Origin of the sequence: Streptomyces sp. NPDC091412 (assembly GCF_044756885.1) — a bacterium.
Lineage (GTDB): Bacteria > Actinomycetota > Actinomycetes > Streptomycetales > Streptomycetaceae > Streptomyces.
The window spans coordinates 32,468-55,703 of sequence record NZ_JBIVTV010000015.1; the positions used below are offsets into that span (position 1 = coordinate 32,468).

Sequence of the window (23,236 nt, forward strand, 5' to 3'; positions counted from 1 at the left end):
CCTGTTATATGCAGTGCAGCAGTACGTCGGAAAGCAAACCGCTTTTGCGGGAAAAACACAAACCCCTGGGAGAGACCAGGCACTCACCCCGTCCGGAAACATGCGCGTTTCGGACATAGGGAACGCGGGCATGCCCGGCCGGCCGGAATGTGGATCACAGATGCAGAAGCATCCGGCTGTTGCCCAGGGTGTTCGGTTTCACTCGTTCGAGACCCAGGAACTCCGCGACGCCCTCGTCATAGGAACGCAGCAGCTCCGCGTAGACATCGGCGTCGACGGGCGTCTCGCCGATCTCCACGAAGCCGTGCTTGGTGAAGAAGTCCACTTCGAAGGTCAGGCAGAATACGCGGCGAACGCCGAGCCGGCGTGCCGTCTCGAGCAACTTCTCCAGCAGCCGATGTCCGACCCCGGCGCCCTTGAGACCGGGCTTCACCGCGAGAGTGCGCACTTCCGCCAGGTCTTCCCACATCACGTGCAGTGCGCCGCAGCCGACGACCTCGGCGTTGTCGTCCCGTTCGGCGACCCAGAACTCCTGGATGTCCTCGTAAAGCGTCACCGTGGCTTTGTCGAGCAGGATGCGCCCGCGAACGTAGGCGTCCAGCAGTCGGCGCACTGCGGGGACATCGCCGGTCCGGGCCCGTCGGACGGTGATGGATTTTGCGGTCTCTTCGGGGCGTTCTACGGACATGAGCGGACGCTATCGCCCGCGGCCGTCCCGTGCCGAGCCGGGGTTCTCGTCACGGGTTTCCGGAGCTGGGACGGTATCCGGGGCTTGGGCGCTATCCGGGACTTCACCGGCGACTTCGGGTGTACCGGTTCCCCGGATGGGGCCTTCGGCGGTGCCTTCGACGATGCGCACGGCATCCCGCAGGGCCTGCCGCTGTTCGTCGCTCATCATCCCGAAGAAGGCGACGAGAGCGGCGGCGGCGTTGTCGCTCTGGGACCAGGCGTCGTTCATCAGTGCGGCGGCGTAGGCGGCACGGGTGGAGACGGCCTCATATCGATAGGCCCGGCCCTCGGCTTCGCGGCGCACCCAGCCCTTGTGATGGAGATTGTCCAAAACGGTCATCACCGTGGTGTACGCGATGGACCTCTCGCGCTGAAGGTCTTCCAGGACCTCTCGAACGGTCACCGGGCGGTTCCACTTCCACACCCGCGTCATGACCGCGTCTTCGAGTTCTCCCAGGGGCCGAGGCACAACTCAGCACCCTAGTGGGAGAACCCGTCAATGGCGTGCCGAACATACGCCTTCGGTGTCAAACGCGAACAAAAAGGGCGTACGACCCCGTGGTGAGGTGTCCTCACACGGGGGCCGTACGCCGCTTCAGGCGTCGGTGGGCGCGCCGGCTCCGGAGGTCTGGGAGCCGCTCTGTGCGCGCGCGAGGGCGGCGTCCACGGCCGCGTCCTCCTTGGCCTTGGCGGCCCCGCCCTGGGTCTTCACGATCACCCTGACCAGAGCGATGAAGAACGCGGCCATGACGACCGGGGGAACGAGTGCGGAGACGTAGTCCATGGATCCAGAGTAGTCACGGTGGCGGGACAAACAGGGGCGGGGTGGTCCGGAGCGTCACACCGCCGCGAGACACTGCTGCGGCTTCCCGGAGGGCGGGCCCGGCTTCCGCCGCGGGAAGACCTCGCCCGGCGTGGGCACGGGCCGCCGAACGGGCTTCGGCGCGGGCGCCGTCCCGGGCTGCGCGGGGGCGGGCCGTTCCCCCGGCTTCGCAGCGGGCTTCTGGGCGGGCTTCTCGTCCCCGCCGTCCTCCTGCTGCGCCCCCCGGCCGCCCGGCGGACCGCCCATGAGCGCCTGAAGCACGCCGAGGGAGGCCGTGACGGCCGACGGGGCTGCTTGACCGGTGCGGAGTGGGCCGGCCGGATGGACCGGGGCGGCGGCCCGGGCGGCCGGGGCCGGCGGTTCGGCGGGGGCCGGGGCCGGCGGTTCGGCGGGGGCCGGGTGGGTGGCCGGGACCGGGTGCGCGGAGGCCGACTCGCCAGGGGGCGCCACGGGCGGGGTGAGCGTCCGGCAGCGGCGCAGGAGGGCCGCGGCGGCCGGGGCGCCGCGCAGGGCACCCAGGGCGGCCAGGTCGTCGGCCGTGGGCCGGTGGCCCGCGTCCAGGCAGTCGGCGAGGAGCACGAGGTAGCCGGCGGCCGCGCCGGGGAGGGCGGCGCGGTACCGGGTGAGATCGGCCACCAGGAACGCGCGCAGCCGGACAACCTCGTGCATCGCCTCGTCGAGTGACTCGGCGAGCCGGCGGCACTCCTGCACGTCTTCGGCGCTGGCGGGACGGGGCTGAAGGGCGAGGGCGAGGGCGCGGCGGAGCACAGGCAGCTCCTCCGCGCCGAACGCCATGCCGCCGCGGGTTCCGTATGGCGTAGGCATAGGCCGACGATACGCGCTAATCAGACAAATTCGACATAAGGCGCGGGTGTGGCGTGCGAGGGTGTCGCCGCCCCGCTCAGAGGCGCGAGACGTTCCGCTCGTAGACCAGTCGCAGCCCGATGAGGGTCAGCCACGGCTCGTGCTCGTCGATCAGCGAGGACTCGCCGAGCACCATCGGCGCCAGCCCGCCCGTCGCGATCACCGTCACGTCGTCCGGTTCGTCGGCCAGCTCCCGGGCCATCCGGCTGACCACGCCGTCGACCTGCCCGGCGAACCCGTAGATGATCCCGGCCTGCATCGCCTCGACCGTGTTCTTGCCGATCACGCTGCGCGGGCGGGCCACCTCGATCTTCCGCAGCTGCGCCGCCCTGACGCCCAGCGCCTCGACGGAGATCTCGATGCCGGGCGCGATGACCCCGCCGACGTACTCCCCGCGCGCGCTGATCGCGTCGAAGGTCGTCGCCGTACCGAAGTCGACGACGATCGCCGGGCCGCCGTACAGCTCGTTCGCCGCCACCGCGTTGATGATGCGGTCGGCGCCGACCTCCTTGGGGTTGTCGAACAGGATCGGCACGCCCGTCTTGACGCCGGGTTCGACGAGCACGGCGGGTACGTCGCCGTAGTGGCGCCGCGTCACCTCGCGCAGTTCCTGGAGCACCGACGGGACGGTCGCGCAGATCGCGATGCCGTCAATGCCCTCGCCCAGTTCGTCGCCGAGCAGCGGGTGCATGCCCATCAGGCCCTGAAGCAGCACCGCCAGCTCGTCGGCCGTGCGGCGCGCGTCGGTGGAGATGCGCCAGTGTTCGACGATGTCCTCCCCGTCGAACAGGCCCAGCACGGTGTGCGTGTTGCCGACGTCGATCGTCAGAAGCATGGCCGTCACTCCGCCTCGCGCAGGTCCAGGCCGATGTCCAGGATCGGCGAGGAGTGGGTCAGGGCCCCGACGGCCAGGAAGTCGACGCCCGTCTCGGCATACGCCCCGGCGTTCCCCAGAGTCAGTCGGCCCGACGCCTCCAGCAGTGCCCGGCCGTCGACGATGGCCACGGCCTCCTCGCACTCGCCGGGCGTGAAGTTGTCCAGCAGGATCAGATCGGCGCCGGCGTCCACGACCTCGCGCAGCTGGTGCAGGGTGTCGACCTCGACCTCGATCGGCACGTCCGGGAAGGCCTCCCGTACGGCCTTGAAGGCCTGCCCCACGCCGCCGGCCGCCACCACGTGGTTGTCCTTGACCAGGGCCGCGTCCGACAGCGACATGCGGTGGTTCACGCCGCCGCCGCACCGGACGGCGAACTTCTCCAGCGACCTGAGGCCCGGCGTGGTCTTGCGGGTGTCGCGCACGCGCGCCTTGGTGCCCTCCAGGGCGTCCGCCCAGGCGCGCGTGGCGGTCGCGATGCCGGACAGGCGGCACAGCAGGTTGAGCGCGCTGCGCTCGCCGGTCAGCAGGTCACGCGTGCGCGTGGTGACCGACAGCAGCTTCTGCCCGGCCTCGACGCGGTCGCCGTCCTCGACGTGCCGCTCGACCTCGAACTCGTCCGTGCAGACCACCGAGAGCACCGCCTCGGCGACCCTGAGGCCGGCCACCACGCCCGCTTCGCGCGCGGTGAAGTCGCCCGTGGCCACGGCGTCCTCGGGGATGGTCGCGACCGTCGTCACGTCCACGCCGTTGTCGAGGTCCTCCTGGATGGCGACGTTCGCGATGTCCTCGACCTCGAGGGGGTCGAGTCCGGCGTCCGCCAGGAGCTGGGCGAGCGCGGGGTCGAGCCCGCACTCCAGGTACTCCTCGTCGGCGTCCGCGCCGCAGGCACAGCCGTCGCCGCAGCCGCCGCTCGGGGCGAGGGGAAGGTCTTCGCTGCTCACTTGTGTCACTGCTCCAGAGGACGCGGGGCCGGGGCCCCGGGGCGGGTCGGGGGGAACTCTGCGGTGTCCGTGGTGTGCACGGCGGATGTGCCGTCGGGGTTCAGCCGTACGACGATGTGGCGGCGCCAGTGGGTGTCGTCCCGCTCGGCGCGGTCCTCGCGCCAGTGGCAGCCGCGGGTCTCCTCGCGCAGCCGGGCGGCGGCGACCAGGACGCCGGCCACGCACATGAGGTTCGTGGCCTCCCAGGTGTCGACGCCCGGCTCGGCGGTCTTGCCGTTCTCCTCCAGGGCCGAGCGGGCCTCGGCGTGCAGCCGCTCCAGTTGGTCGGCGGCCCGGGCCAGCGACGCGGCGGACCGCAGCACGCCCGCCCCCTCGGTCATGATCCGCTGGATGGCGAATCGGGTCTCGGGGGCGAGCAGGGGGTGGGAGGGCCGCTCGGTGTACGGAACGGGTTCCGGCACGCGCGCGTGCAGGCCGTTCCCCGACCGCTCCCGCGCGATGTCGGCGGCGATGCTCTCGGCGTAGACCAGGCCCTCCAGGAGGGAGTTGGAGGCGAGGCGGTTGGCGCCGTGCACGCCGGTGCAGGCCACCTCACCGCACGCGTACAGGCCCGGCACGGTCGTCCGGCCGCGGGAGTCGGTGCGCACGCCTCCGGAGGCGTAGTGGGCGGCCGGCGCGACCGGGACGGGCTCGGTGACCGGGTCGATGCCGTGGGCACGGCAGGCGGCCAGGATCGTCGGGAAGCGGTGCTCCCACATGTCGGCGCCGAAGTGCCGGGCGTCGAGGAACATGTGCTCGGTGCCCTGCTCCTGCATCCGCCGCATGATGCCCTTGGCGACGATGTCCCGGGGCGCGAGTTCGGCCAGCTCGTGCTGCCCGGTCATGAAGCGCACGCCGTCGCCGTCGACCAGGTGGGCGCCCTCGCCGCGCACCGCCTCGGAGACGAGGGGCTGCTGGCCCTCCGCGTCCGCGCCGAGGAAGAGCACCGTCGGGTGGAACTGCACGAACTCCAGGTCGGAGACCTCGGCGCCCGCGCGCAGGGCGAGCGCCACGCCGTCGCCGGTGGAGACGGACGGGTTGGTGGTCGCGGAGAAGACCTGGCCCATGCCGCCGGTCGCGAGGACCACCGCGGGCGCGTGCACGGCGCCCACGCCGTCGTGCTGGCCCTCGCCCATGACGTGCAGGGTCACGCCCGCGGTGTGGCCCTCGGCGTCCGTGAGCAGGTCCAGGACGAGCGCGTTCTCGACGGTGTGCACTCCACGCGCGCGTACCGCCTCGACGAGGGCGCGGGAGATCTCCGCACCGGTCGCGTCGCCGCCCGCGTGCGCGATCCGGCGGCGGTGGTGGCCGCCCTCGCGGGTGAGCTGGATGCCGCCCTCGCCGTCGGTGTCGAAGTGCGCGCCGGTGGAGATCAGCCGGCGTACGGCGTCGGGGCCCTCGGTGACGAGGATCCGTACGGCCTCCTCGTCGCACAGGCCGGCGCCCGCCACCAGGGTGTCGTCCAGGTGCTGCTCGGGGGTGTCGCCCTCGCCGAGGGCCGCGGCGATGCCGCCCTGGGCCCAGCGGGTGGAGCCGTCGTCGAGGCGGGCCTTGGTGACGACGACGGTCGTCAAGCCGGCCGCCTCGCAGCGCAGGGCGGCGGTGAGGCCGGCGACGCCGGAGCCGACGACCACGACGTCCGCCGCGATGGACCAGCCGGGCGCGGGCGCGTGCAGTCGTATGCCTGTGCTGGTCACGAGGCGGCTCCCAGGGTTCCGAAGGTGAGCGGGAGGTTGTCGATCAGCCGGGTCGCCCCGACCCGCGCGGCGACGGCGAGAACGGCCTCGCCGGTGAAGCCGTCGCCGATCTCGGTGAAGTCGGACGGGTCGACCAGGGCCAGGTAGTCGAGTTCCAGCGGCGGGTCGAGGCGCGCGGCCTCGTCCAGGACCAGCTGGGCGGCCGCGCGGACGGCCGCCGCGGCGCCCGGGGAGGCCTTGGCGACGGCCGCGGCGTCGGCCGCCGCGCGGGACTCCCCGAGGGCGCTCAGGGCCTCGGCACGCGCACGCGTGGAGGGCACCTCACGGGCCCGCGCGCGCAGCGCCTCCTGGGCCGCGTGCCGGTCGCGGCCCGCGAACAGGGCCTGGGAGAGGGCCAGGGCGGTGTACCGCTCCTGCGGGGAGAGGTAGCGGTTGCGGCTGGACAGGGCCAGTCCGTCGTCCTCGCGCACGGTCGGTACGGCGACGATCTCCACACCCATGTCGAGGTCGCGCACCATGCGGCGGATCAGGGCGAGCTGCTGGGCGTCCTTCTGCCCGTACAGGGCCACGTCGGGGCGGGTGAGGTGCAGCAGCTTGGCGACGACGGTGAGCATGCCGTCGAAGTGCCCGGGCCGGCTGGCGCCCTCCAGGCGTGCGCCCATGGGGCCTGCGGTGATCCTGACCTGCGGCTCGCCGTCCGGATAGATCTCTTCGGCGGACGGCGCGAACACGGCGTCGGCGCCCGCCTGCTCGGCCACCTTGAGGTCGGCCTCCAGGGTGCGCGGGTAGCGGTCGAGGTCCTCGCCCGCGCCGAACTGGAGCGGGTTGACGAAGACGGTGACGATCACGAAGCCCTTGCGGCCGACGCGCTCGCGGGCCGCGCGGATCAGGGCGGCGTGGCCCTCGTGCAGGGCGCCCATGGTCATGACGACGGCGGTGCGTCCCTGGACCGCGTAGTGGTCGCGCACGTACTCCAGATCGTCCACCGTGGGGGCGAGTTCGAACATGCGACGGCTCATCGGTCTTCCCCGTTCTCGGGCAGGTTCGTGCCTCCGGCGAGTACCCCCAGCAGGTCCTCGGCCAGCTCGGGCTTGAGCAGGCCGTGAGCGAGCGCGCGGTCGGCGGTGGCGCGGGCCATCGCCAGGTAGCCGGCGACGGTCTGCGGGGCGTGCCGGCGCAGTTCGGCGACGTGGGCGGCGACCGTGCCGGCGTCCCCTCGCGCGACCGGTCCGGTCAGGGCCGCGTCGCCGGAGCGCAGGGCGTTGTCCAGGGCGGCGCCGAGCAGCGGGCCGAGCATATGGTCGGGGGCCTCGACGCCGGCCTCGCGCAGCAGCTCCATGGACTGGGCGACCAGCGTGACCAGGTGGTTGGCGCCGAGCGCGAGCGCCGCGTGGTACAGCGGGCGCATCTCCTCGGCGATCCACTCCGGCTCGCCGCCCATCTCGATGACCAGGGCCTCGGCGGCCAGCCGCAGCTCCGCGGGGGCGGTGACGCCGAAGGAGCAGCCGGCCAGCCGCTGCACGTCCACGGGCGTGCCGGTGAAGGTCATCGCGGGGTGCAGGGCCAGCGGCAGCGCGCCCGCGCGCAGGGCGGGGTCCAGCACCTTCGCGCCGTACCGCCCGGAGGTGTGCACGAGCAGCTGCCCGGGCCGTACGGCGCCGGTCTCGGCGAGGCCCGCGACCAGTCCGGGCAGGGTGTCGTCGGGGACGGTCAGCAGCACCAGGTCGGACCGCTCGAGCACGTCGGCGGGCGGCACCATGGGCACGTCGGGGAGCATCAGCCCGGCACGGCGCCTGGAGGTGTCGGAGACCGCGGAGACGGCCACCGGGCGGTGCCCGGCCAGCTGGAGGGACGCGGCGAGGGCGGGGCCCACCCGGCCGGCGCCGACGACGCCGACGGTGAGCCGTGCGGGGCGGTCCCTGGGGTCTGGTTGTTGGCTACTACTCACGCGACGGTGACCTTCCCGTTCCAGTCCGCTCGGGGTACCGGACGATTTCTCGTCATGTTAACGCGATCGGTTCCGGGGGCGGTCCGGTCGCCCTCAGGCTGTGGGTCGGCCCACAGCGCCGCGGGGCGGGAGACGACGGGCCGCGGGGCGGGAAATGCGGGTGACCGCCGTGTCCCGGACGCGCGATGATCCAGGACATGAGTGATACGGCGGAGCAGGACGCACGAGACGTACGGCCCGAAGAGCGGGTCCCGGACGGGGAGCGGCACAAGCGGCTCCGGGAACGGCGCGCGGCCGCGTGCCGGAGCGCGGAGCGCGTGCTGGCGCGCCCCGCGTTCCTCGGGACGCTCCGGGAGCGGCTGGCGCTGCTGGACGGCGCGCGGGAGGTGTACGACCTCGACGAGGCGTCGGACATGTACGGCAACGGGGTCGTCGAGGCCCTGGAGGAGAAGGTCGCCGGCCTGCTCGGCAAGGAGGCCGCCGCCTTCTTCCCGACCGGCACGATGGCCCAGCAGGTGGCCCTGCGCTGCTGGGCGGGCCGCACCGGCAACCCGGCGGTCGCGCTGCACGCGCTGGCCCATCCCGAGGTGCACGAGAGGCAGGCCTTCAGCCAGGTCGCCGGGCTGCGGCCGGTGCGGGTGACGAGCGAGCCGCGCCAGCCGACCGCCGAGGAGGTGCGCACCCTCGACGAGCCCTTCGGGACGCTGATGCTCGAACTGCCCCTCAGGGACGCCGGGTTCCTGCTGCCCACGTGGGAGGAGCTCCTCGAGCTCGTGGACGCGGCACGCGAGCGGGACGCGGTGGTGCACTTCGACGGCGCGCGCCTGTGGGAGTCCACCGTGCACTTCGGCCGGCCGCTGGAGGAGATCGCGGACCTGGCCGACAGCGTGTACGTGTCGTTCTACAAGTCCCTCGCCGGTTACGGCGGCGCGGCGCTCGCCGGGCCGCGGGAGCTGGTGGAGGAGGCCAAGGCCTGGCGGCACCGGTACGGCGGCAACGTCTTCCAGCAGTTCCCGACGGCGCTGTCGGCACTGGCCGGGCTGGAGCGGGAGCTGCCCCGGCTGCCGGAGTACGTGCGGCACGCGCGCGTGGTGGCCGCCGCGCTGCGCGAGGGGTTCGCCGCGGCGGGGCTGCCCTGGAGCCACGTCCACCCGGCCGAGCCGCACACCCACGAGTTCCAGGTCTGGCTGCCGTACGACGCCGAGGCGGTCGCCCGGACCGCGATCCGGACCGCGGAGGAGACGGGCACGATGCTCTTCACCGGCGGCTGGGACGCCCCGGCCCCCCGCCTGGCCCGCACCGAGGTCTCCGTCCGGGCCGAGGGCCTGGCCTGGACCGCGGCCGACGTGCGAGGAGCGGTCGCCGACTTCACCGCCCGCCTCCCCAAGGAGCTCGACGAGTAACCCACCAGCCCCACCGAGCCGCGTCCACCCGCGGTCCGGACGACCACCCGGTACACCACGGGGAACGCCGCTCGTCCCTCGGCTCGCACACCACGTGCCACCCGCGCGCGCCGACCGCGGGCAGCGCGCGGCACGGACGGCGGCCGCGGCGGCGGGGGCGGCTTGGGCACGGCACGGACGACGGCTGCGGCGACGGGGCGGCTTGGGCACGGCACGGACGACGGCTGCGGCGACGGGGCGGCTTGGGCACGGGCAGCGAGCCGGGCGACGGCTGCGGCGACGGGGCGGGGTTGGGCGGGCCGGGCGGGCCGGAGACAAGCGGCGGGCGTGGGCCGTTCCGCCACGCCGGGCGTTCCGGGTCTGTGCCGGGACACCGCCCAGAACGCCGCCCGTCCCTCGGCTCGCGCGCACCACTTGCCGCCCTCGGGCCCGGCGTGGGAGGGCGCGAGTGTCCGGCGTGGGTGGGCCACCGCGTCGCCGGTCGGCCCTGGGCAGGGCCCGGCGTCGGCGGACGGTCGGGGCGGCGGGCGCCGGCGGAACCGCCACGCCAGGCGTCCCAAGACTGCGCCAAGGCGCCGGTACAGGCCCGGCAATCCTGCTGTTCACCCCCCACCAGCCGCTCGCAGGCGGCGGGCGGGGCAGGCGCGGGTGCCGGCCGGGGCAGGCGCGGGTGCCGGGCCGGGGCGGGCCGCCGGGGTCGTCGGTGGGGGTCGGGCCGGGCGTGGGCGGGGCGGTTCTGGGCGGCGGGCGGACGTGTTGTCAGTGGGGGCGGGCACCATGGGGGCATGAGCGTGCGGATCGATATCGCGGGGCTGCGGCCGGAGAGGGTGGCCGTCGTGCCCGCGCCCCTGGCCGAGCTCTGCATGGCGCTGCACGCGCTGTCGGAGCCGGGACACCACCCCGGTCTGCAGGGCTGGGTCACCGGCGTCACCGCCCGGCTCGACTCGCACCTGGCCGACCGGATGTGCGAGGCGGACTTCCTGTGGCGGACGACGTTCTCCGACCTCTTCCTGCCGTGCGCGGGCGTGCCCGGCGGCTCCACGCTCCCGGGCGCGACGCTCGCCGACGAACTGGACATCCTCGACAAGCTGTCCGACGAGCAGTTCGTGGACGCCGCCCTGGAGTTCACCTGCGCCCTGCCGTACGGCCTGCCGGGCCCGGGACCGCTCGCCGACGCCGGTCTTCGCCGCCGCGCCGTGGAGCTGGCCGCGGCGCGCGGGCCGCAGCAGGTCCGCTTCACCGAGCGGCTGCTGGCCGACCCGCCGCGCATCAGGGCCTGGCTGCGGCAGTTCCTCGAGGACTGCGACGAGGCGTTCTTCGCGCAGACCTGGTCCCGGCTGCGCCACCAGCTCGCGGCCGACACCCGGCACAAGACGGAGCTGCTGCGCCGCAAGGGCCTGGCCGAGGCCCTTGCGGCGGTGTCCCCGGCGGTGACGCTGGACGAGGCGGGCTGCCGGATCACCGTCGACAAGCTGGGCGAGGGCCGCACGGCCACGGCGGAGGGCGGCCTGCTGCTCGTGCCGACGAGCCTGGGCTGGCCCCACCTGATGGTGCTGCACCGGTACGGCTGGCAGCCGGTGCTGCACTACCCGGTCGGTTCCCCGGAGCTCGCCGCCCCGCCCTCGGTGGAGCAGCTGACCCTGCGGATGACCGCCCTGTCCCACCCGGTGCGGATGCGGCTGTGCCGCAGCCTGGCCCGCAGCGCGTTCACCACCAGCGAGCTGGCCCAGGTGCACGGCATGACCGCGCCGGAGATATCCCGGCACCTGAGCCTGCTGAAGAAGGCAGGCCTGGTCACCACCCGGCGCCGGGGGCGGTACGTGCTGCACCAACTGGACGTCGCGATGGTCGCCCGGCTGGGCAGCGACTTCCTCGAAGGCGTGCTGCGCTAGTGCTGTGACCGGAAAGGTTCACCGGCTCGGCAAACCTTTCCGGCCACAGCACTAGTCAGCTGAGCCGGAGTCCGGCGTGCGCCGGGGCCCGTCGAACCGGATGCGCCGGACACCGACCTTCGCCTGCCGCAGCCGTGTCCGCAGCGGGCCCTCGGTGTTGGGCCGCAGCGTCAGGCCGGCCAGGACGGCGATCCGGTCCGCGGTCTTCGGCACGGTCGAGTGGTCGGTCCACAGGTGCTCGGCGAACTCCGGCTCGCGCAGCCGCTCGAGGCAGTCGTCGAGCTGCCGCACGGCCCAGCTCTCCCGGCCCGGACCGGAGTTCTTCCCGGCGACATGCCCGACGAGGTGACCGAACCCGCGCTCCCGCAGCCGCTTCAGAACGGTCTCGCGTTCCGCGAGGAGCGTGAAGTGCCGTACGTCGTGGTCCAGTTCGCGCAGCCGCCCGACGGTCTCGGCGAACTGACCCGAGTCCGTGACGGTCATGGGGGCGATCACGACCCCCTCGTGCCGGGTGAGGGCCAGGTCCAGGACCTCCACCACCCCTTGCCGCCAGGCCACCAAGTCCCTGAAGTCCGCGCGCAGTCCGGGTGGCAGCATGCGGCGCAGGCCGAACCCGGCATGCTCGGGATCGCAGACGACGCTGCCGGGCAGACGGCGCTGGATCTCGTGTGCGGTCTGTGTCTTGCCGCCCCCGAAGGGGCCGTTGATCCACAGGAGCATGCGCAGACCCTACCGACGGCCGCGTACGCCGTTCAGCCGTGTCCGCCGGCCCGGACGAGCCCCGTCTCGTAGGCCAGGACCACCACCTGCACCCGGTCCCTCAGCCCCAGCTTGGTCAGGATGCGGCCCACGTGGGTCTTCACCGTCGCCTCGGACAGCACCAGCCGGGCGGCGATCTCGCCGTTCGACAGGCCCTGCGCGACCAGGACCATGACCTCGCGCTCGCGCTCGGTGAGCCGCTGGAGCTCCTTGTGCTGGGGCTCCTTGCCGGCCGTGGGCAGCATCGGGGCGAACCGGTCGAGCAGCCGGCGGGTGGTGGAGGGCGCGACGACGGCGTCGCCGCTGTGCACGGAACGGATCGCGGCGAGCAGGTCGCCGGGCGGCACGTCCTTGAGCATGAACCCGGAGGCACCCGCCTTCAGCCCGGAGAAGGCGTACTCGTCGAGGTCGAAGGTGGTCAGGATGAGCACCTTCGGCGGGTCGGGCTCGGAGCAGATGCGGCGGGTGGCCTCCACACCGTCCAGCTTCGGCATGCGCACGTCCATCAGCACCACGTCGACGGCGGTGGCGCGCAGCACCTGGAGGGCCTCGACACCGTCGCCCGCCTCCGCGACGACCTCCATGTCCGGCTGGGCGGCGAGCACCATCCGGAATCCCGTGCGCAGCAGCACCTGGTCGTCCACGAGCATCACGCGGATCGTCATCGGGGTCCTCTTCCGTTCGTCATCGGCGGTTCGGGTCCGTTCGTCGTCGGCTGGCGGGCGGGTGCGTGACCGGGGTCCGCGGGGTGTGCGCCGGCGTCAGTGCACCGGTTTGAGCGGCAGCAGGGCGCTGATGCGGAAGCCTCCGCCGGGACGCGGACCCGCGTCCAGGGTGCCGCCGACCATGCCGACGCGTTCGCGCATGCCGATCAGGCCGTGCCCCTCGCCGTCGGCGCCGCCCTCCTCGTACAGCTCGTGCGGCGCGCCCTTGCCGTCGTCCTCGACGAGCAGTCCGAGGCCGTCGTCGAAGTAGACCAGACGCACGCTCGCGCCCGCGTTGGGTCCGCCGTGCTTGCGGGTGTTCGTGAGGGCCTCCTGCACGATGCGGTACGCGGTGAGCTCGACCCCGCTGGGCAGCGGGCGCGGGGTGCCCTCGATCCGGAAGTCGACGGGCAGTCCGGAGCCCCGGCACTGCTCGACCAGGTCCTCGATCTGGTCGACGTCGGGCTGCGGCACGTACTCGCCGCTCTCCTGGTGCTCGCCGGTGCGCAGCACGCCCAGCAGGCGGCGCATCTCGGCGAGGGCCTGGCGACCGGTGGAGGAGATCGTCTCCAGGGCCTTCTTGGCCTGGTCGGGCGCGGCGTCCAGGACGTAGGCGGCGCCGTCGGCCTGCACCACCATCACCGACACGTTGTGCGCGACCACGTCGTGCAGCTCACGCGCGATCCGGGCGCGTTCGGCGGCGACCGCGACCTTGGACTGCGCCTCGCGTTCCTTCTCCAGACGGGCGGCGCGCTCCTCCAGTTGCGCGAAGTAGGCGCGGCGGGTGCGCATGGAGTCGCCGAGCACCCAGGCGAGGGCGAACGGCACCGTCTGGAAGACGGCTATCGCGACGTTGCTCAGGGCGCTCGCGTCGTGCTGCGGCCAGCGCATCTGCGCGAGGGTCGCCGCGCACAGCCCGCCGGCCAGGGCGAACCGGGAGGCCCAGCGGGCGCCTATCGCGGCGACCGTGTAGATGATCACCAGCATGGCGAAGTTGGCGACCATCGTCTCGACGTCCAGGACGAGCTGCGCCACACCCGCCGCGCCCGCCAGCACCAGCATCTTCTCCGGCACCCGGCGGCGCAGTGCGACGACCACGCACAGCACGAGGGACAGCGCCAGGGTCGCGCCGACCGAACCGTGGTGGCCGGGCGCCCCGTTGATGCTCGACACGCTCACGCCGGAAAGCCCGAGGAGGATGAGGGCCCAGGAGCCGTCCACCCACATCGGGTGCCTGCGGAGGAAGTCATAGAGGCGCTGCACGTAACCCAGAGTAGGGAAGCGGCACAGGTGTGGGGGTCAACCGAAGGGCCGATCCGTACGGGCCCCTCGTACTCCCCAAGGTGGAGGCAGTGATCACTTGTGCGCCTCGCTCCGCCGGACGGACCCTAGTCTGTCGGGGTGGCGGACGACACGGCGGGCAGCACCGCGCGCACCACGGCCGGCAGCACCCGGCGCACTACGGCGCAGAGCACGGCGGAGGGCCGGGCCGGGGAGTGGCACGGCTGGCGGGCGGCGACCGAGGAGGCCCTGTACGGGCCGGACGGCTTCTACCGGCGGCCCGAGGGCCCGGCCGGTCACTTCCGTACGTCCGTGCACGCCTCGCCGCTGTTCGCGGCGGCCGTGGCGCGGCTGCTGTGCCGGGTCGACGTGGCGCTGGGCCGCCCGGCGGCGCTCGACTTCGTCGACATGGCGGCCGGGCGGGGCGAGCTGGCCACGGGCGTGCTCGGCGCGCTCCCGGCGGACGTGGCGGCACGCACGCGCGTGCACGCGGTCGAGATCGCCGCCCGGCCGGAGGGCCTGGACGCCCGGATCGCATGGTCGGGGCAGGCCCCGCGGGGGATCACCGGGCTGCTGTTCGCCAACGAGTGGCTGGACAACGTGCCGCTGGAGGTCGCGGAGGTGGACTCCGCGGGCGTACCCCGGCGGGTCCTGGTCCGGCGTGACGGCGCGGAACGGCTCGGGGAGCCGCTGTCGGGGGCGCAGGCGCGGTGGCTGGCCCGGTGGTGGCCGCTGCCCGCCGAGCAGGGTCTGCGCGCGGAGATCGGGCTGCCCCGCGACACCGCCTGGACCGACGCGGTCTCGCGGGTCGAGCGGGGTCTCGCGGTCGCCGTCGACTACGCGCACACGGCCGGCGCGCGACCGCCCTTCGGAACGCTCACCGGCTTCCGGGAAGGCCGGGAGACGGCGCCCGTGCCGGACGGCTCGTGCGACATCACAGCGCACGTCGCTCTGGACGCCTGCGCCGCGTGCGCGCCTCCGGGCGCCCGGCTGCTGACCCAGCGCGAGGCCCTGCACGCCCTGGGCATCACCGGCGAACGCCCCCCGCTCACGCTCGCCTCCACGCACCCCTCGGAGTACGTACGCGCCCTCGCACGCGCCGGGGAGGCCGCCGAACTCACCGCGGCGGGCGGGCTCGGCGACTTCGGCTGGCTGGTGCAGCCTGTCGGCCTCGCGGAGGCGGACGCGGCGGCCCTACTTGTCGATGTCCCCGACCACGAAGAACATTGACCCCAGGATGGCCACCATGTCTGCCACCAGCGTGCCCGGCAGCAGCTCGGTGAGCGCCTGGATGTTGTTGTACGACGCCGAGCGCAGCTTGAGCCGGTACGGGGTCTTCTCACCCTTGCTGACCAGGTAGTAGCCGTTGATCCCGAGCGGGTTCTCGGTCCACGCGTACGTGTGCCCCTCGGGTGCCTTGAGGACCTTCGGCAGCCGCTGGTTGATCGGGCCGGGCGGCAGCTCGGCCAGCCGGTCCAGACAGGCGTCGGCGAGGTCCAGCGCGTTGTGGGTCTGCTCCAGCAGGCACTCGAAGCGGGCCAGGCAGTCGCCCTCCTGCCGGGTGACCACCTTCAGGGTGTCCTGCACCTCCGCGTACGCCAGGTACGGCTCGTCGCGGCGCAGGTCGAAGTCGACGCCCGAGGCGCGCGCGATGGGACCGCTCACGCCGTAGGCGTGCACGGCCCGCGGGGAGAGGACGCCCACGCCCCGGGTGCGGCCCCGGAAGATCTCGTTGCCGAGCACCAGGTCGTCGAAGACGTCCATCCGCGAGCGCACGGCGGCCACCGCGGCACGCGCGCGCGTGGCCCAGCCGGCCGGCAGGTCCTCCTTCAGGCCGCCGACGCGGTTGAACATGTAGTGCATCCGGCCGCCGGAGACCTCCTCCATGACGTTCTGGAGGACCTCGCGTTCCCGGAACGCGTAGAAGACCGGGGTGATGCCGCCCAGCTCCAGCGGGTAGGAGCCGAGGAACATCAGGTGGTTGAGCACCCGGTTCAGCTCGGCGAGCAGGGTGCGCGTCCACACCGCGCGCGGGGGCACCTCCATGCCGAGCATCCGCTCCACGGCGAGGACCACGCCCAGCTCGTTCGAGAAGGCCGACAGCCAGTCGTGGCGGTTGGCCAGCATGATGATCTGGCGGTAGTCCCGTGCCTCGAACAGCTTCTCCGCGCCGCGGTGCATATAGCCGATCACCGGCTCGGCGCGGATGATGCGCTCGCCGTCCAGCACCAGCTTCAGCCGCAGAACACCGTGCGTGGACGGGTGCTGGGGCCCGATGTTGAGCACCATGTCGGTGCTCTCCGCGGCGCCGCCGATCCCGACCGTGGTCTCCTTCGTGGGAGTCATGGACACAGTCTCTCGTACGTACGCTTGCCCCATGGAAACGGGGATCCCGGAGGACGAACGGGCGGCGGCCGACGGCGAGCCGGCCTGGAGAGCGCTGCCGCGCGGCCTGCTGCGGATGCGCCGGCTGCTGCTGGTGGTGTGGATGGGCCTGTTCGCCCTGGCCGCGGGGCTGCTGCCGGGCCTGCTGGCCGGTCCCGCCTGGTCGGCGTTCGCGCTGCTGCCGCTGGCGGTGATGGCGTGGGGCTGGGTGCTGCTGGGCCGCAACTGGCGCTCGTGGCGGTACACCGAGCGCGCCGACGACCTGCTGATCAGCCGGGGTGTGCTGTGGCGCGGGGAGACCGTCGTGCCCTACGGGCGGATGCAGCTGGTCGAGGTCACCTCCGGACCCGTCGAGCGGCACTTCGGGCTGGCCACCGTGCAACTGCACACGGCCGCCGCCGCGACCGACGCGACCATCCCCGGCCTCGACCCGGCCGAGGCGGAACGGCTGCGCGACCGGCTCACCGAACTCGGCGAGGCACGATCGGCGGGGCTGTGACGGCGGCGGAGGACGAAGAGGCCATACGCGAAAAGGCCGTACGCGGAGAAGCCCTACGCAAAGAAGCCGTGCCCGAAGAGGCCGTGAGCGACGGGGACATGTCCGAGAAGGCCGTGAGCGACACGGCCGTGCGCGACGGGCGGCCCGTGACCGAACGGCGGCTGCATCCCGTCACGCCCCTGAGACGGGCGTGGGCGCCGGTCGCCGTGCTCACGGGCTGGGCCGTGCACGACCCCGACCAGGCGCAGCGGCACCTGACGCGGCTGACGACGACCACGCTGCTGATCGGGCTCGCGGTCGTCATACCCGTGGCCGCCCTCTACGGCTTCCTGTCCTGGTGGTTCACGCACTTCGCGGTGACCGGCACCGAACTGCGCATCCGTACCGGGCTGTTCTTCCGCCGCACCGCGCACATCCGGCTGGAGCGGATCCAGGCCGTCGACGTCACCCGGCCGCTGCTCGCACGGGTCGCGGGGGTGGCCAAGCTGAAACTCGACGTCGTAGGGACGGACAAGAAGGACGAACTCGCCTTCCTCGGCGAGGAGGAGGCCCGGGCACTGCGCGCCGAACTGCTCGCGCGCGCAGCCGGGTTCGCGCCCGAGACGGCGCACGAGGTCGGCGAGGCACCCGCGCGGGAGCTGGTGCGCGTACCCGGGCGCGTGATCGCCGTCTCGCTGCTGCTGACCGGCGCGACCTGGGGATCGCTGGTCGCCGCCGCCGTCGTACCGCCGCTGCTGTGGCTGGCCACCCACAGCCTGTGGACGGTGCTCGCCACCTTCCTGCCGCTGCTCGGCAGCGCCGTGGCGAACAGCGCGGGGCGCTTCGCCGCCGAGTACGACTGGCAGGTGAGCGAATCGCCCGACGGGCTGCGGATCGACCGGGGACTGCTGGACCGCACGCACGAGACGGTGCCGCCGGGGCGGGTGCAGACCGTGCGGATCGTGGAACCGCTGCTGTGGCGCCGGCGCGGCTGGGTGCGGGTCGAGCTGGACGTCGCCGGGTCGTCGAACTCCGTGCTGCTGCCGGTCGCTCCGCGGGAGGTCGCCGAGTCGGTGATCGCCCGGGTCCTGCCCGGGGTGACGGTGCCGCAGGCCACCGAACTGCTCCGGCCGCCGCGGCGCGCCCGGTGGTGCGCGCCGGTGTGGTGGCGCGGGCACGGGATCGCCGTCACCGACGCGGTGTTCGCCGCGCGGCACGGACTGCTGCGGCGCCGGCTCGCGCTGGTGCCGCACGCGAAGGTGCAGAGCGTACGGCTGCGGCAGGGGCCCTGGCAGCGCGTGTGGGGCCTCGCCGGCGTGCACGTGGACAACGGGGCCGACAAGACCGTGACGGCCCGCCTGCGGGACGCTCAGGAGGCGGCCCGACTGCTGCGGGCCCAGGCGGAGAGGTCGCGCACGGGCCGCCGGAGCGCTCGACCCGACCGGTGGATGACCTGACCGGCGGATGCGGGCCGGCGGATGGCGGGCCGGCGGATGAAACGAGCGCGACGCCGGGCGGGCGCCCGGCGTCGCGGTGTGACGTGGGAGACGGCCGTCAGGAGGCCGCGGTGCGCAACCCCGGAAGGTCGATCCGTTCCGTCTCGTCGTGGGCCGTCAGGTCGATGATCTGACGGCCGGCGGCCGGCGCGTCGGCGTCGGCCGGCTTGTACTGGGACTCGGCCTCCGCCTTGTGCAGGGCGAGCGCCTCCTGGCCCACCACGTCGGCGAGGCCGTCGTTCCGGACGGTGCCCGGCCCGGTGTCCGCCGCTTCCTTCTTCGTGCCGAAGAAGTCGAATCCGCCCTCGACCAGCGGGCGCCGCGCGGGCGCGGCCGGTACGACGGCCACCGCGGTCGGCACGGTGAAGTGCCCGGAGGGCAGTTGCGTTTGCGGCGCGGCCTTGGCCGGCTCGACCGCCGTGGCGGAGGGGACCGGTGCGGCCTGCTCGCCCGAATCGGCGGCGGTGGACCGGTCGGCAGCTTCGGCCGGGTCGGCGGGTCCGGCGGGTCCGGCGGGTCCGGCGGGTCCGGCGGGTCCGGCGGGTCCGGCGGGTCCGGCGGGTCCGGCGGGTCCGGCGGGTCCGGCGGGTTCAGCCACCCCGGTCACCTCGGCGGGGTCACTCGGGTCGGCCGCCTCGGTCGTCTCAGCCGTCTCGGGCGTGGCGGCCGCATGCTCGGGCGTGGCGGCCGCATGCTCGGGCGTCTCGCCCGTCCCGGTCTCCCGCGCGGGATCCGGGTCGGCGTCGCCGTCCGCCGTCACGGCCGTCTCCCGCACCGGGTCGGTCTCCGACGCCGAGTCAGCTTCCTCGGAGGAGCCCGTCTTCGTGGCCTCGTCCGTCCGCGCCGCCCGGGCGCCGCCCTTGCCCAACCGCGACAGCGCGGCCTCGGCACGCAGGTACAGCTCGGACCCCTCCGGGGAGAACACGGCGGGGGCCGCGGCCCCCGGCTTCTCCTCGGTGGGCCCGGTCGCGGGGGCCGCGGACTCGTGCGTCTCCGTGCCCGCGTCGTCCGGAGCGGCCGTCGGCGCGGCGGGCAGCGCGAGCATGTCGGAGTCGGTCTCGATCTCCAGCAGGCGGCGGCCCTCCAGCGCGCTCGCGCGCTCGGTCTCCGCCGTGGCGTACCGCCGCAGCAGCGACGCGTGCTCGTTGCGCAGCCCCGCGAGCTCCGTGCGCCTGGCGCGCAGCTTCTGCTCGAGGCGGCCGCGCAGTTCGCGCGATTCCTCGAGGTCGGTCTCGAGTTCCGCGACCCGTTCCTCGAATCGCCACTCGTCGCTCGCACGCGCGCGCGTGAGGTCGGCTACCCGCCGTCCGGCCTGCGCGTCCCAGCGGCGCATGACGAACGCGCCGAGAACAGCGGTCACCGCGGCGGTCCCGGCGAGCAACCGCAGCACCACCGCGTCCGTGAACGCCCAGGGACCAAGGGCGCAGACGACAGCGACGCCGGCGATCGCCGAGGAAGGCAACAGCCTGTGCAGGGGTGGGGAATGGCGGTGACGTCCACGTGGCATGGCCAGAAACTTACCGCGCGTACGCGAATCATGCCGGGCCGCCCCGCAAAAAGACAGCCATAACGAAACCTTCATGTGACAGCGGAAGTTCCGGCCGCGTTTTCCTCCGCTTCTCCCCTCGCCTTCCGTCGCTCCGGCCCGCTCTCCTTCCTTCACTTCCGCCGGCGTTTCAACAAGATCATTTTCAGTGGTCGCCGAGCAGGTCGCTCAACCACTGCAACGTCGCGGGGATCTCGCGCCGCCAGGTGTTGAAGTTGTGGCCGCCGCTGTCGAGGATGATGGACGCGATCCGCGTCCTGTTCGTCGCCTTCACCGCGTCGATGAACCTGAGCGTCGACCTGTAGTTGGTCTCGCCGAGCCTGCTGCTGGTGACGAGCAGCGAAGTGTCGGGCGCCGCCAGGTGCTTGATGCTCCACATCAGATCGGCACGATTCCGAAGGTTCCTGTCCCCTTGAAAAAGATCACCCGTGGTCGGGTCGGTGGGCGCCTTGTAGTACGGGGACAGGCCCGCGCCCGCGGCATACACCTCGGGATGATGCAGGGCGAGTTTCAGCGCGCAGTAACCGCCCGTGGAGTCGCCGACGATGCCCCAGCTGCCCGGTTTCTTTCCGACCCGGTAGTGCGCGAGAACCGCGTCCGGCAGATCCTTGGCGAAGAACGACTCGGTCTGCGGGCCGCCCGGGATGTCCACGCACTCCGTGTCACGCGGCGGCGCCACCGTGGGCCGCAGCATCACCAGGATCATCGGCTGCATCCGCCCGGTCCTGGCGAGTTCCTGCGCGGTGTGCGGGTAGCGCAGCTTGCTGATCAGCGACTGCGCGGTGCCCGGGTAGCCGGTGAGGACCACGGCCGCCGGGAAGGTACGGGTCCGGTACTGCGGCTGGAAGTACTCCGGGGGCAGGTAGACGAACGCGGGCGAGGCGATGTGCGTCGTACGGCCCACGATGGCGACCTGCTGGATCTGGCCGGAGACGTCCGGTCGGTCGCCGTTGTCCAGCCGCACATGCTGGGTGCCGATCACCTGGAGGGGTCCGCCGGTGCGGCCGTGCGCCGAGTTGTTCATGACAACCCCGGGCGCGTTCTCCTGCCCGAACAGGTCCGCCCAGCTGGCGTAGAAACCGAAGGCCTGGTTGGCGGCGAGTCCGGCGCAGGCGAAAACCGCCACCTGCGTGGCCAGCAGAATGCCGACGCGTCCGGTCACCGCGCGCCAGGTGCCGTGGGCCAGACGCGGCCAGAGCCACACCGTGCCGACGAACAGCAGCACGGCGCAGAGGATCGCCAGTACCAGCACTTTGTTGCTCATGAGACCCATGGGCTTTTCCTGCCTGCGCTTCCCGCCCAGGGCCCGCCGACGCTTCCTTGCGAGGGCTTGCCTTGGACTTTCCCTGCCCTTTGACCCGACTTTCCGGTGGGGAGTGAACCTCTCTCCCCGAGACACCGTCCTAGAGGGCGCAATGTCGCCGGATGCCCGGATCGGCACCGGATTCAAGGTCTCTCGCAGAACTACGGGATGCGATGTCTGTCAGGATAGATGGGGAATTGTCGGACGGGGTTCCGGACCGATCGAGCAGGGTGCGGCGCATACTCCGCGGCCCGCGCCCCGAGGCCGTCCCCGTGCTGGTCGCCAGGGCCTGCGCGGTCGTCGGTCTCCTGGACATCGCCGCGGGGGTCTTCCCGCGCTTCCGGCACAGCCGCATGCACGCCCTGGCCGAGGTGCTGCCGGGCTCGTTCGGCCCGTTCGCCGCGGCGCTCTCGCTCAGCGTGGGCGTGCTGTTGCTGCTGCTCGCGCACGGCCTGAAACGGCGCAAGCGCCGGGCCTGGCGCGCGGCGGTGGTCCTGCTGCCGGCCGGTGCGGCGGCGGAGTTCGTCTACCGGCACTCGATCGTCGGGGTGGTCATCTCGCTGGCGCTGCTCGCGCCGCTGCTGATCCACCGCGGCGAGTTCGCCGCGCTGCCGGACCCGCGCAGCCGCTGGCGGGCGCTGGCCAACTTCGTCCTCATGAGCGCCGGCTCACTGGCCCTGGGCCTGATCATCGTCAGCGTGCACACGCACCGCATGGTCGGCGACCCCAGCGTGGCGGACCGGCTCACCCATGTCGTCTACGGCCTGATCGGCTTCGAGGGCCCGGTGGACTACCAGGGCAACACCTCCTGGACCGTCGCCTTCTCCCTCGGCGCTCTCGGCTGGCTCACCGCCGTCACCACCGTCTATCTGGCCTTCCGGCCCGAGCACCCGGCGGCGCGTCTGACCGAGGAGGACGAGACCCGGCTGCGTGAGCTGCTGGACCGGCACGGCGGCCGCGACTCCCTCGGCCACTTCGCGCTGCGCCGCGACAAGGCGGTCGTGTTCTCCCCCAGCGGCAAGGCGGCGGTGACGTACCGCGTCGTCTCCGGCGTGATGCTCGCCAGCGGCGACCCCATCGGCGACGTCGAGGCCTGGCCGGGTGCCATCGAGCGCTTCATGGACGAGGCCAAGGCCCACTCCTGGACGCCCGCCGTGATGGGCTGCTCCGAGACCGGCGGCGAGGTATGGACCCGGGAGACCGGTCTGGACGCCCTGGAACTGGGCGACGAGGCGGTGGTCGACGTCGCGGATTTCTCGCTCGCCGGACGCGCGATGCGCAACGTCCGCCAGATGGTCAAGCGCATCGAGCGAGCCGGCTACGAAACCCGGGTGCGGCGCATCCGTGACCTCGGCGGCACCGAGCTGGAGCGGGTCCGGCGGGCCGCCGAGGACTGGCGCGGCACCGACACCGAACGCGGCTTCTCCATGGCGCTCGGCCGGATCGGCGACCCGGCCGACGGCGAGTGCCTCATCGCCACCGCCCACAAGCAGGACGAGGAGCCGGGCGAGTACGGCGATCTGAAGGCGATCCTGCACTTCGTGCCGTGGGGCGGGGACGGCGTGTCCCTGGACCTGATGCGGCGCGACCGCTCGGCCGACCCCGGCATGAACGAACTGCTGATCGTGGCGGCGCTCCAGGCCGCCCCGAAGTTCGGCATCACCCGCATATCGCTGAACTTCGCGATGTTCCGCTCGGCGCTGGCGCGGGGCGAGAAGATCGGCGCGGGCCCGGTGCTGCGCGCCTGGCGCGGGCTGCTGGTCTTCCTCTCCCGCTGGTTCCAGATCGAGTCGCTGTACAAGTTCAACGCCAAGTTCCAGCCCCGCTGGGAGCCGCGGTTCGTCGTCTACCGCGCCTCCTCGGACCTGCCCCGCATCGGCTTCGCCGCCATGCAGGCCGAGGGCTTCGTCGACCTCGCTCTGCCGCTGCCGCGCTTCCTGCGCCGCCGCTCCGCCGCCCGGAGCGCCTGCGCGCACTCGGTGGCGGAAGGGGACGTGCGCGCGGCATGACCCCCGACCGGCCCGGGCGGACCTCCCGCCCCCTCCAGCACAGGGAGGCTCCGCCCGGGCCA

General features: G+C 73.2%; 21 protein-coding genes. 6 read left to right on the top strand and 15 right to left on the bottom strand.

Going from position 1 to position 23,236, the window contains the following annotated elements; translation table 11 throughout:
- Positions 1–154: 154 nt before the first annotated feature.
- The 9 genes from ACIQMV_RS28760 to ACIQMV_RS28800 all read right to left on the bottom strand — a co-directional run bounded on the left by ACIQMV_RS28760 (position 155) and on the right by ACIQMV_RS28800 (position 7,918).
- Positions 155–688 (bottom strand): amino-acid N-acetyltransferase, encoded by a 534-nt coding sequence (locus ACIQMV_RS28760; protein ID WP_141359578.1) that lies wholly within the window; start codon positions 686–688, stop codon positions 155–157.
- Between the two features lie 9 nt (positions 689–697).
- Positions 698–1,162, bottom strand: a complete 465-nt coding sequence (locus ACIQMV_RS28765; RefSeq protein ID WP_402596262.1) for a BlaI/MecI/CopY family transcriptional regulator — start codon at positions 1,160–1,162, stop codon at positions 698–700.
- Between the two features lie 162 nt (positions 1,163–1,324).
- Positions 1,325–1,513, bottom strand: coding sequence for a hypothetical protein (locus ACIQMV_RS28770; protein WP_401776425.1), 189 nt, complete (start codon positions 1,511–1,513; stop codon positions 1,325–1,327).
- A gap of 54 nt (positions 1,514–1,567) precedes the next feature.
- A complete protein-coding gene (locus tag ACIQMV_RS28775) occupies positions 1,568–2,377 on the bottom strand; it encodes a hypothetical protein (protein ID WP_402596263.1) in 810 nt (269 codons plus the stop codon).
- 76 nt (positions 2,378–2,453) lie between these two features.
- Positions 2,454–3,251: a type III pantothenate kinase gene (locus ACIQMV_RS28780; RefSeq protein ID WP_141359582.1), complete on the bottom strand. Its 798-nt coding sequence runs from the start codon at positions 3,249–3,251 to the stop codon at positions 2,454–2,456.
- Positions 3,252–3,256: 5 nt separating this feature from the next.
- On the bottom strand, positions 3,257–4,234 hold the full coding sequence (gene nadC / locus ACIQMV_RS28785) for a carboxylating nicotinate-nucleotide diphosphorylase (protein ID WP_141359583.1): 978 nt from the start codon (positions 4,232–4,234) through the stop codon (positions 3,257–3,259).
- Between the two features lie 5 nt (positions 4,235–4,239).
- Positions 4,240–5,970, bottom strand: coding sequence for an L-aspartate oxidase (locus ACIQMV_RS28790; protein ID WP_402596264.1), 1,731 nt, complete (start codon positions 5,968–5,970; stop codon positions 4,240–4,242).
- Positions 5,967–6,977 (bottom strand): pantoate--beta-alanine ligase, encoded by a 1,011-nt coding sequence (panC, locus tag ACIQMV_RS28795; protein ID WP_141366382.1) that lies wholly within the window; start codon positions 6,975–6,977, stop codon positions 5,967–5,969. The genes ACIQMV_RS28790 and panC overlap by 4 nt, the downstream gene beginning before the upstream one ends.
- 8 nt (positions 6,978–6,985) lie before the next feature.
- On the bottom strand, positions 6,986–7,918 hold the full coding sequence (locus tag ACIQMV_RS28800) for a Rossmann-like and DUF2520 domain-containing protein (protein ID WP_402596265.1): 933 nt from the start codon (positions 7,916–7,918) through the stop codon (positions 6,986–6,988).
- 197 nt (positions 7,919–8,115) lie between these two features.
- Between ACIQMV_RS28800 and ACIQMV_RS28805 the strand changes: the two genes are divergently transcribed.
- Positions 8,116–9,321, top strand: a complete 1,206-nt coding sequence (locus ACIQMV_RS28805) for a threonine aldolase family protein (RefSeq protein ID WP_402596266.1) — start codon at positions 8,116–8,118, stop codon at positions 9,319–9,321.
- 785 nt (positions 9,322–10,106) lie between these two features.
- A complete protein-coding gene (locus tag ACIQMV_RS28810; protein ID WP_402596267.1) occupies positions 10,107–11,213 on the top strand; it encodes a DUF5937 family protein in 1,107 nt (368 codons plus the stop codon).
- A 51-nt stretch (positions 11,214–11,264) separates the two neighbouring features.
- On the opposite strand, the gene ACIQMV_RS28815 is transcribed toward ACIQMV_RS28810, so the two are convergent.
- The 3 genes from ACIQMV_RS28815 to ACIQMV_RS28825 all read right to left on the bottom strand — a co-directional run bounded on the left by ACIQMV_RS28815 (position 11,265) and on the right by ACIQMV_RS28825 (position 13,939).
- A complete protein-coding gene (locus ACIQMV_RS28815; RefSeq protein ID WP_402596268.1) occupies positions 11,265–11,933 on the bottom strand; it encodes an AAA family ATPase in 669 nt (222 codons plus the stop codon).
- 32 nt (positions 11,934–11,965) lie between these two features.
- Positions 11,966–12,637, bottom strand: coding sequence for a response regulator transcription factor (locus ACIQMV_RS28820; protein ID WP_141359589.1), 672 nt, complete (start codon positions 12,635–12,637; stop codon positions 11,966–11,968).
- A 96-nt stretch (positions 12,638–12,733) separates the two neighbouring features.
- Positions 12,734–13,939: a sensor histidine kinase gene (locus ACIQMV_RS28825; RefSeq protein WP_402596269.1), complete on the bottom strand. Its 1,206-nt coding sequence runs from the start codon at positions 13,937–13,939 to the stop codon at positions 12,734–12,736.
- Between the two features lie 138 nt (positions 13,940–14,077).
- On the opposite strand from ACIQMV_RS28825, the gene ACIQMV_RS28830 reads away from it, so the two are divergent.
- Positions 14,078–15,187, top strand: coding sequence for an SAM-dependent methyltransferase (locus ACIQMV_RS28830; RefSeq protein ID WP_402596270.1), 1,110 nt, complete (start codon positions 14,078–14,080; stop codon positions 15,185–15,187).
- On the opposite strand, the gene ACIQMV_RS28835 is transcribed toward ACIQMV_RS28830, so the two are convergent.
- On the bottom strand, positions 15,152–16,303 hold the full coding sequence (locus ACIQMV_RS28835; protein WP_401776408.1) for an NADH-quinone oxidoreductase subunit D: 1,152 nt from the start codon (positions 16,301–16,303) through the stop codon (positions 15,152–15,154). The two genes, ACIQMV_RS28830 and ACIQMV_RS28835, sit on opposite strands and share 36 nt — an antisense overlap.
- 31 nt (positions 16,304–16,334) lie before the next feature.
- Between ACIQMV_RS28835 and ACIQMV_RS28840 the strand changes: the two genes are divergently transcribed.
- Together ACIQMV_RS28840 and ACIQMV_RS28845 are read left to right on the top strand one after the other, a co-directional pair.
- The gene (locus ACIQMV_RS28840; RefSeq protein ID WP_402596271.1) at positions 16,335–16,841 is read left to right on the top strand and encodes a PH domain-containing protein; all 507 of its coding nucleotides are present in this window, start codon (positions 16,335–16,337) and stop codon (positions 16,839–16,841) included.
- A 98-nt stretch (positions 16,842–16,939) separates the two neighbouring features.
- Positions 16,940–18,277, top strand: a complete 1,338-nt coding sequence (locus ACIQMV_RS28845) for a PH domain-containing protein (RefSeq protein WP_402596340.1) — start codon at positions 16,940–16,942, stop codon at positions 18,275–18,277.
- A 97-nt stretch (positions 18,278–18,374) separates the two neighbouring features.
- On the opposite strand, the gene ACIQMV_RS28850 is transcribed toward ACIQMV_RS28845, so the two are convergent.
- A complete protein-coding gene (locus ACIQMV_RS28850; protein ID WP_402596272.1) occupies positions 18,375–19,823 on the bottom strand; it encodes a hypothetical protein in 1,449 nt (482 codons plus the stop codon).
- Between the two features lie 184 nt (positions 19,824–20,007).
- Positions 20,008–21,135 (bottom strand): alpha/beta hydrolase, encoded by a 1,128-nt coding sequence (locus tag ACIQMV_RS28855; protein ID WP_402596273.1) that lies wholly within the window; start codon positions 21,133–21,135, stop codon positions 20,008–20,010.
- 203 nt (positions 21,136–21,338) lie between these two features.
- Between ACIQMV_RS28855 and ACIQMV_RS28860 the strand changes: the two genes are divergently transcribed.
- A complete protein-coding gene (locus ACIQMV_RS28860) occupies positions 21,339–23,174 on the top strand; it encodes a phosphatidylglycerol lysyltransferase domain-containing protein (protein ID WP_402596274.1) in 1,836 nt (611 codons plus the stop codon).
- Positions 23,175–23,236 lie beyond the last annotated feature (62 nt).

Bases quoted from the DNA above. Each gene is read 5' to 3' on its own strand.
- ACIQMV_RS28815 (WP_402596268.1), bottom strand. From the start codon at position 11,933: ATGCTCCTGTGGATCAACGGCCCCTTCGGGGGCGGCAAGACACAGACC.
- ACIQMV_RS28765 (WP_402596262.1), bottom strand. From the start codon at position 1,162: ATGACGCGGGTGTGGAAGTGGAACCGCCCGGTGACCGTTCGAGAGGTC.
- ACIQMV_RS28770 (WP_401776425.1), bottom strand. From the start codon at position 1,513: ATGGACTACGTCTCCGCACTCGTTCCCCCGGTCGTCATGGCCGCGTTC.
- ACIQMV_RS28855 (WP_402596273.1), bottom strand. From the start codon at position 21,135: ATGGGTCTCATGAGCAACAAAGTGCTGGTACTGGCGATCCTCTGCGCC.
- ACIQMV_RS28775 (WP_402596263.1), bottom strand. From the start codon at position 2,377: ATGCCTACGCCATACGGAACCCGCGGCGGCATGGCGTTCGGCGCGGAG.
- ACIQMV_RS28845 (WP_402596340.1), top strand. From the start codon at position 16,940: ATGTCCGAGAAGGCCGTGAGCGACACGGCCGTGCGCGACGGGCGGCCC.
- ACIQMV_RS28805 (WP_402596266.1), top strand. From the start codon at position 8,116: ATGAGTGATACGGCGGAGCAGGACGCACGAGACGTACGGCCCGAAGAG.
- ACIQMV_RS28840 (WP_402596271.1), top strand. From the start codon at position 16,335: ATGGAAACGGGGATCCCGGAGGACGAACGGGCGGCGGCCGACGGCGAG.
- ACIQMV_RS28860 (WP_402596274.1), top strand. From the start codon at position 21,339: ATGTCTGTCAGGATAGATGGGGAATTGTCGGACGGGGTTCCGGACCGA.
- ACIQMV_RS28835 (WP_401776408.1), bottom strand. From the start codon at position 16,303: ATGACTCCCACGAAGGAGACCACGGTCGGGATCGGCGGCGCCGCGGAG.
- panC (WP_141366382.1), bottom strand. From the start codon at position 6,977: ATGTTCGAACTCGCCCCCACGGTGGACGATCTGGAGTACGTGCGCGAC.
- ACIQMV_RS28820 (WP_141359589.1), bottom strand. From the start codon at position 12,637: ATGACGATCCGCGTGATGCTCGTGGACGACCAGGTGCTGCTGCGCACG.
- ACIQMV_RS28810 (WP_402596267.1), top strand. From the start codon at position 10,107: ATGAGCGTGCGGATCGATATCGCGGGGCTGCGGCCGGAGAGGGTGGCC.
- ACIQMV_RS28780 (WP_141359582.1), bottom strand. From the start codon at position 3,251: ATGCTTCTGACGATCGACGTCGGCAACACGCACACCGTGCTGGGCCTG.
- ACIQMV_RS28760 (WP_141359578.1), bottom strand. From the start codon at position 688: ATGTCCGTAGAACGCCCCGAAGAGACCGCAAAATCCATCACCGTCCGA.
- ACIQMV_RS28850 (WP_402596272.1), bottom strand. From the start codon at position 19,823: ATGCCACGTGGACGTCACCGCCATTCCCCACCCCTGCACAGGCTGTTG.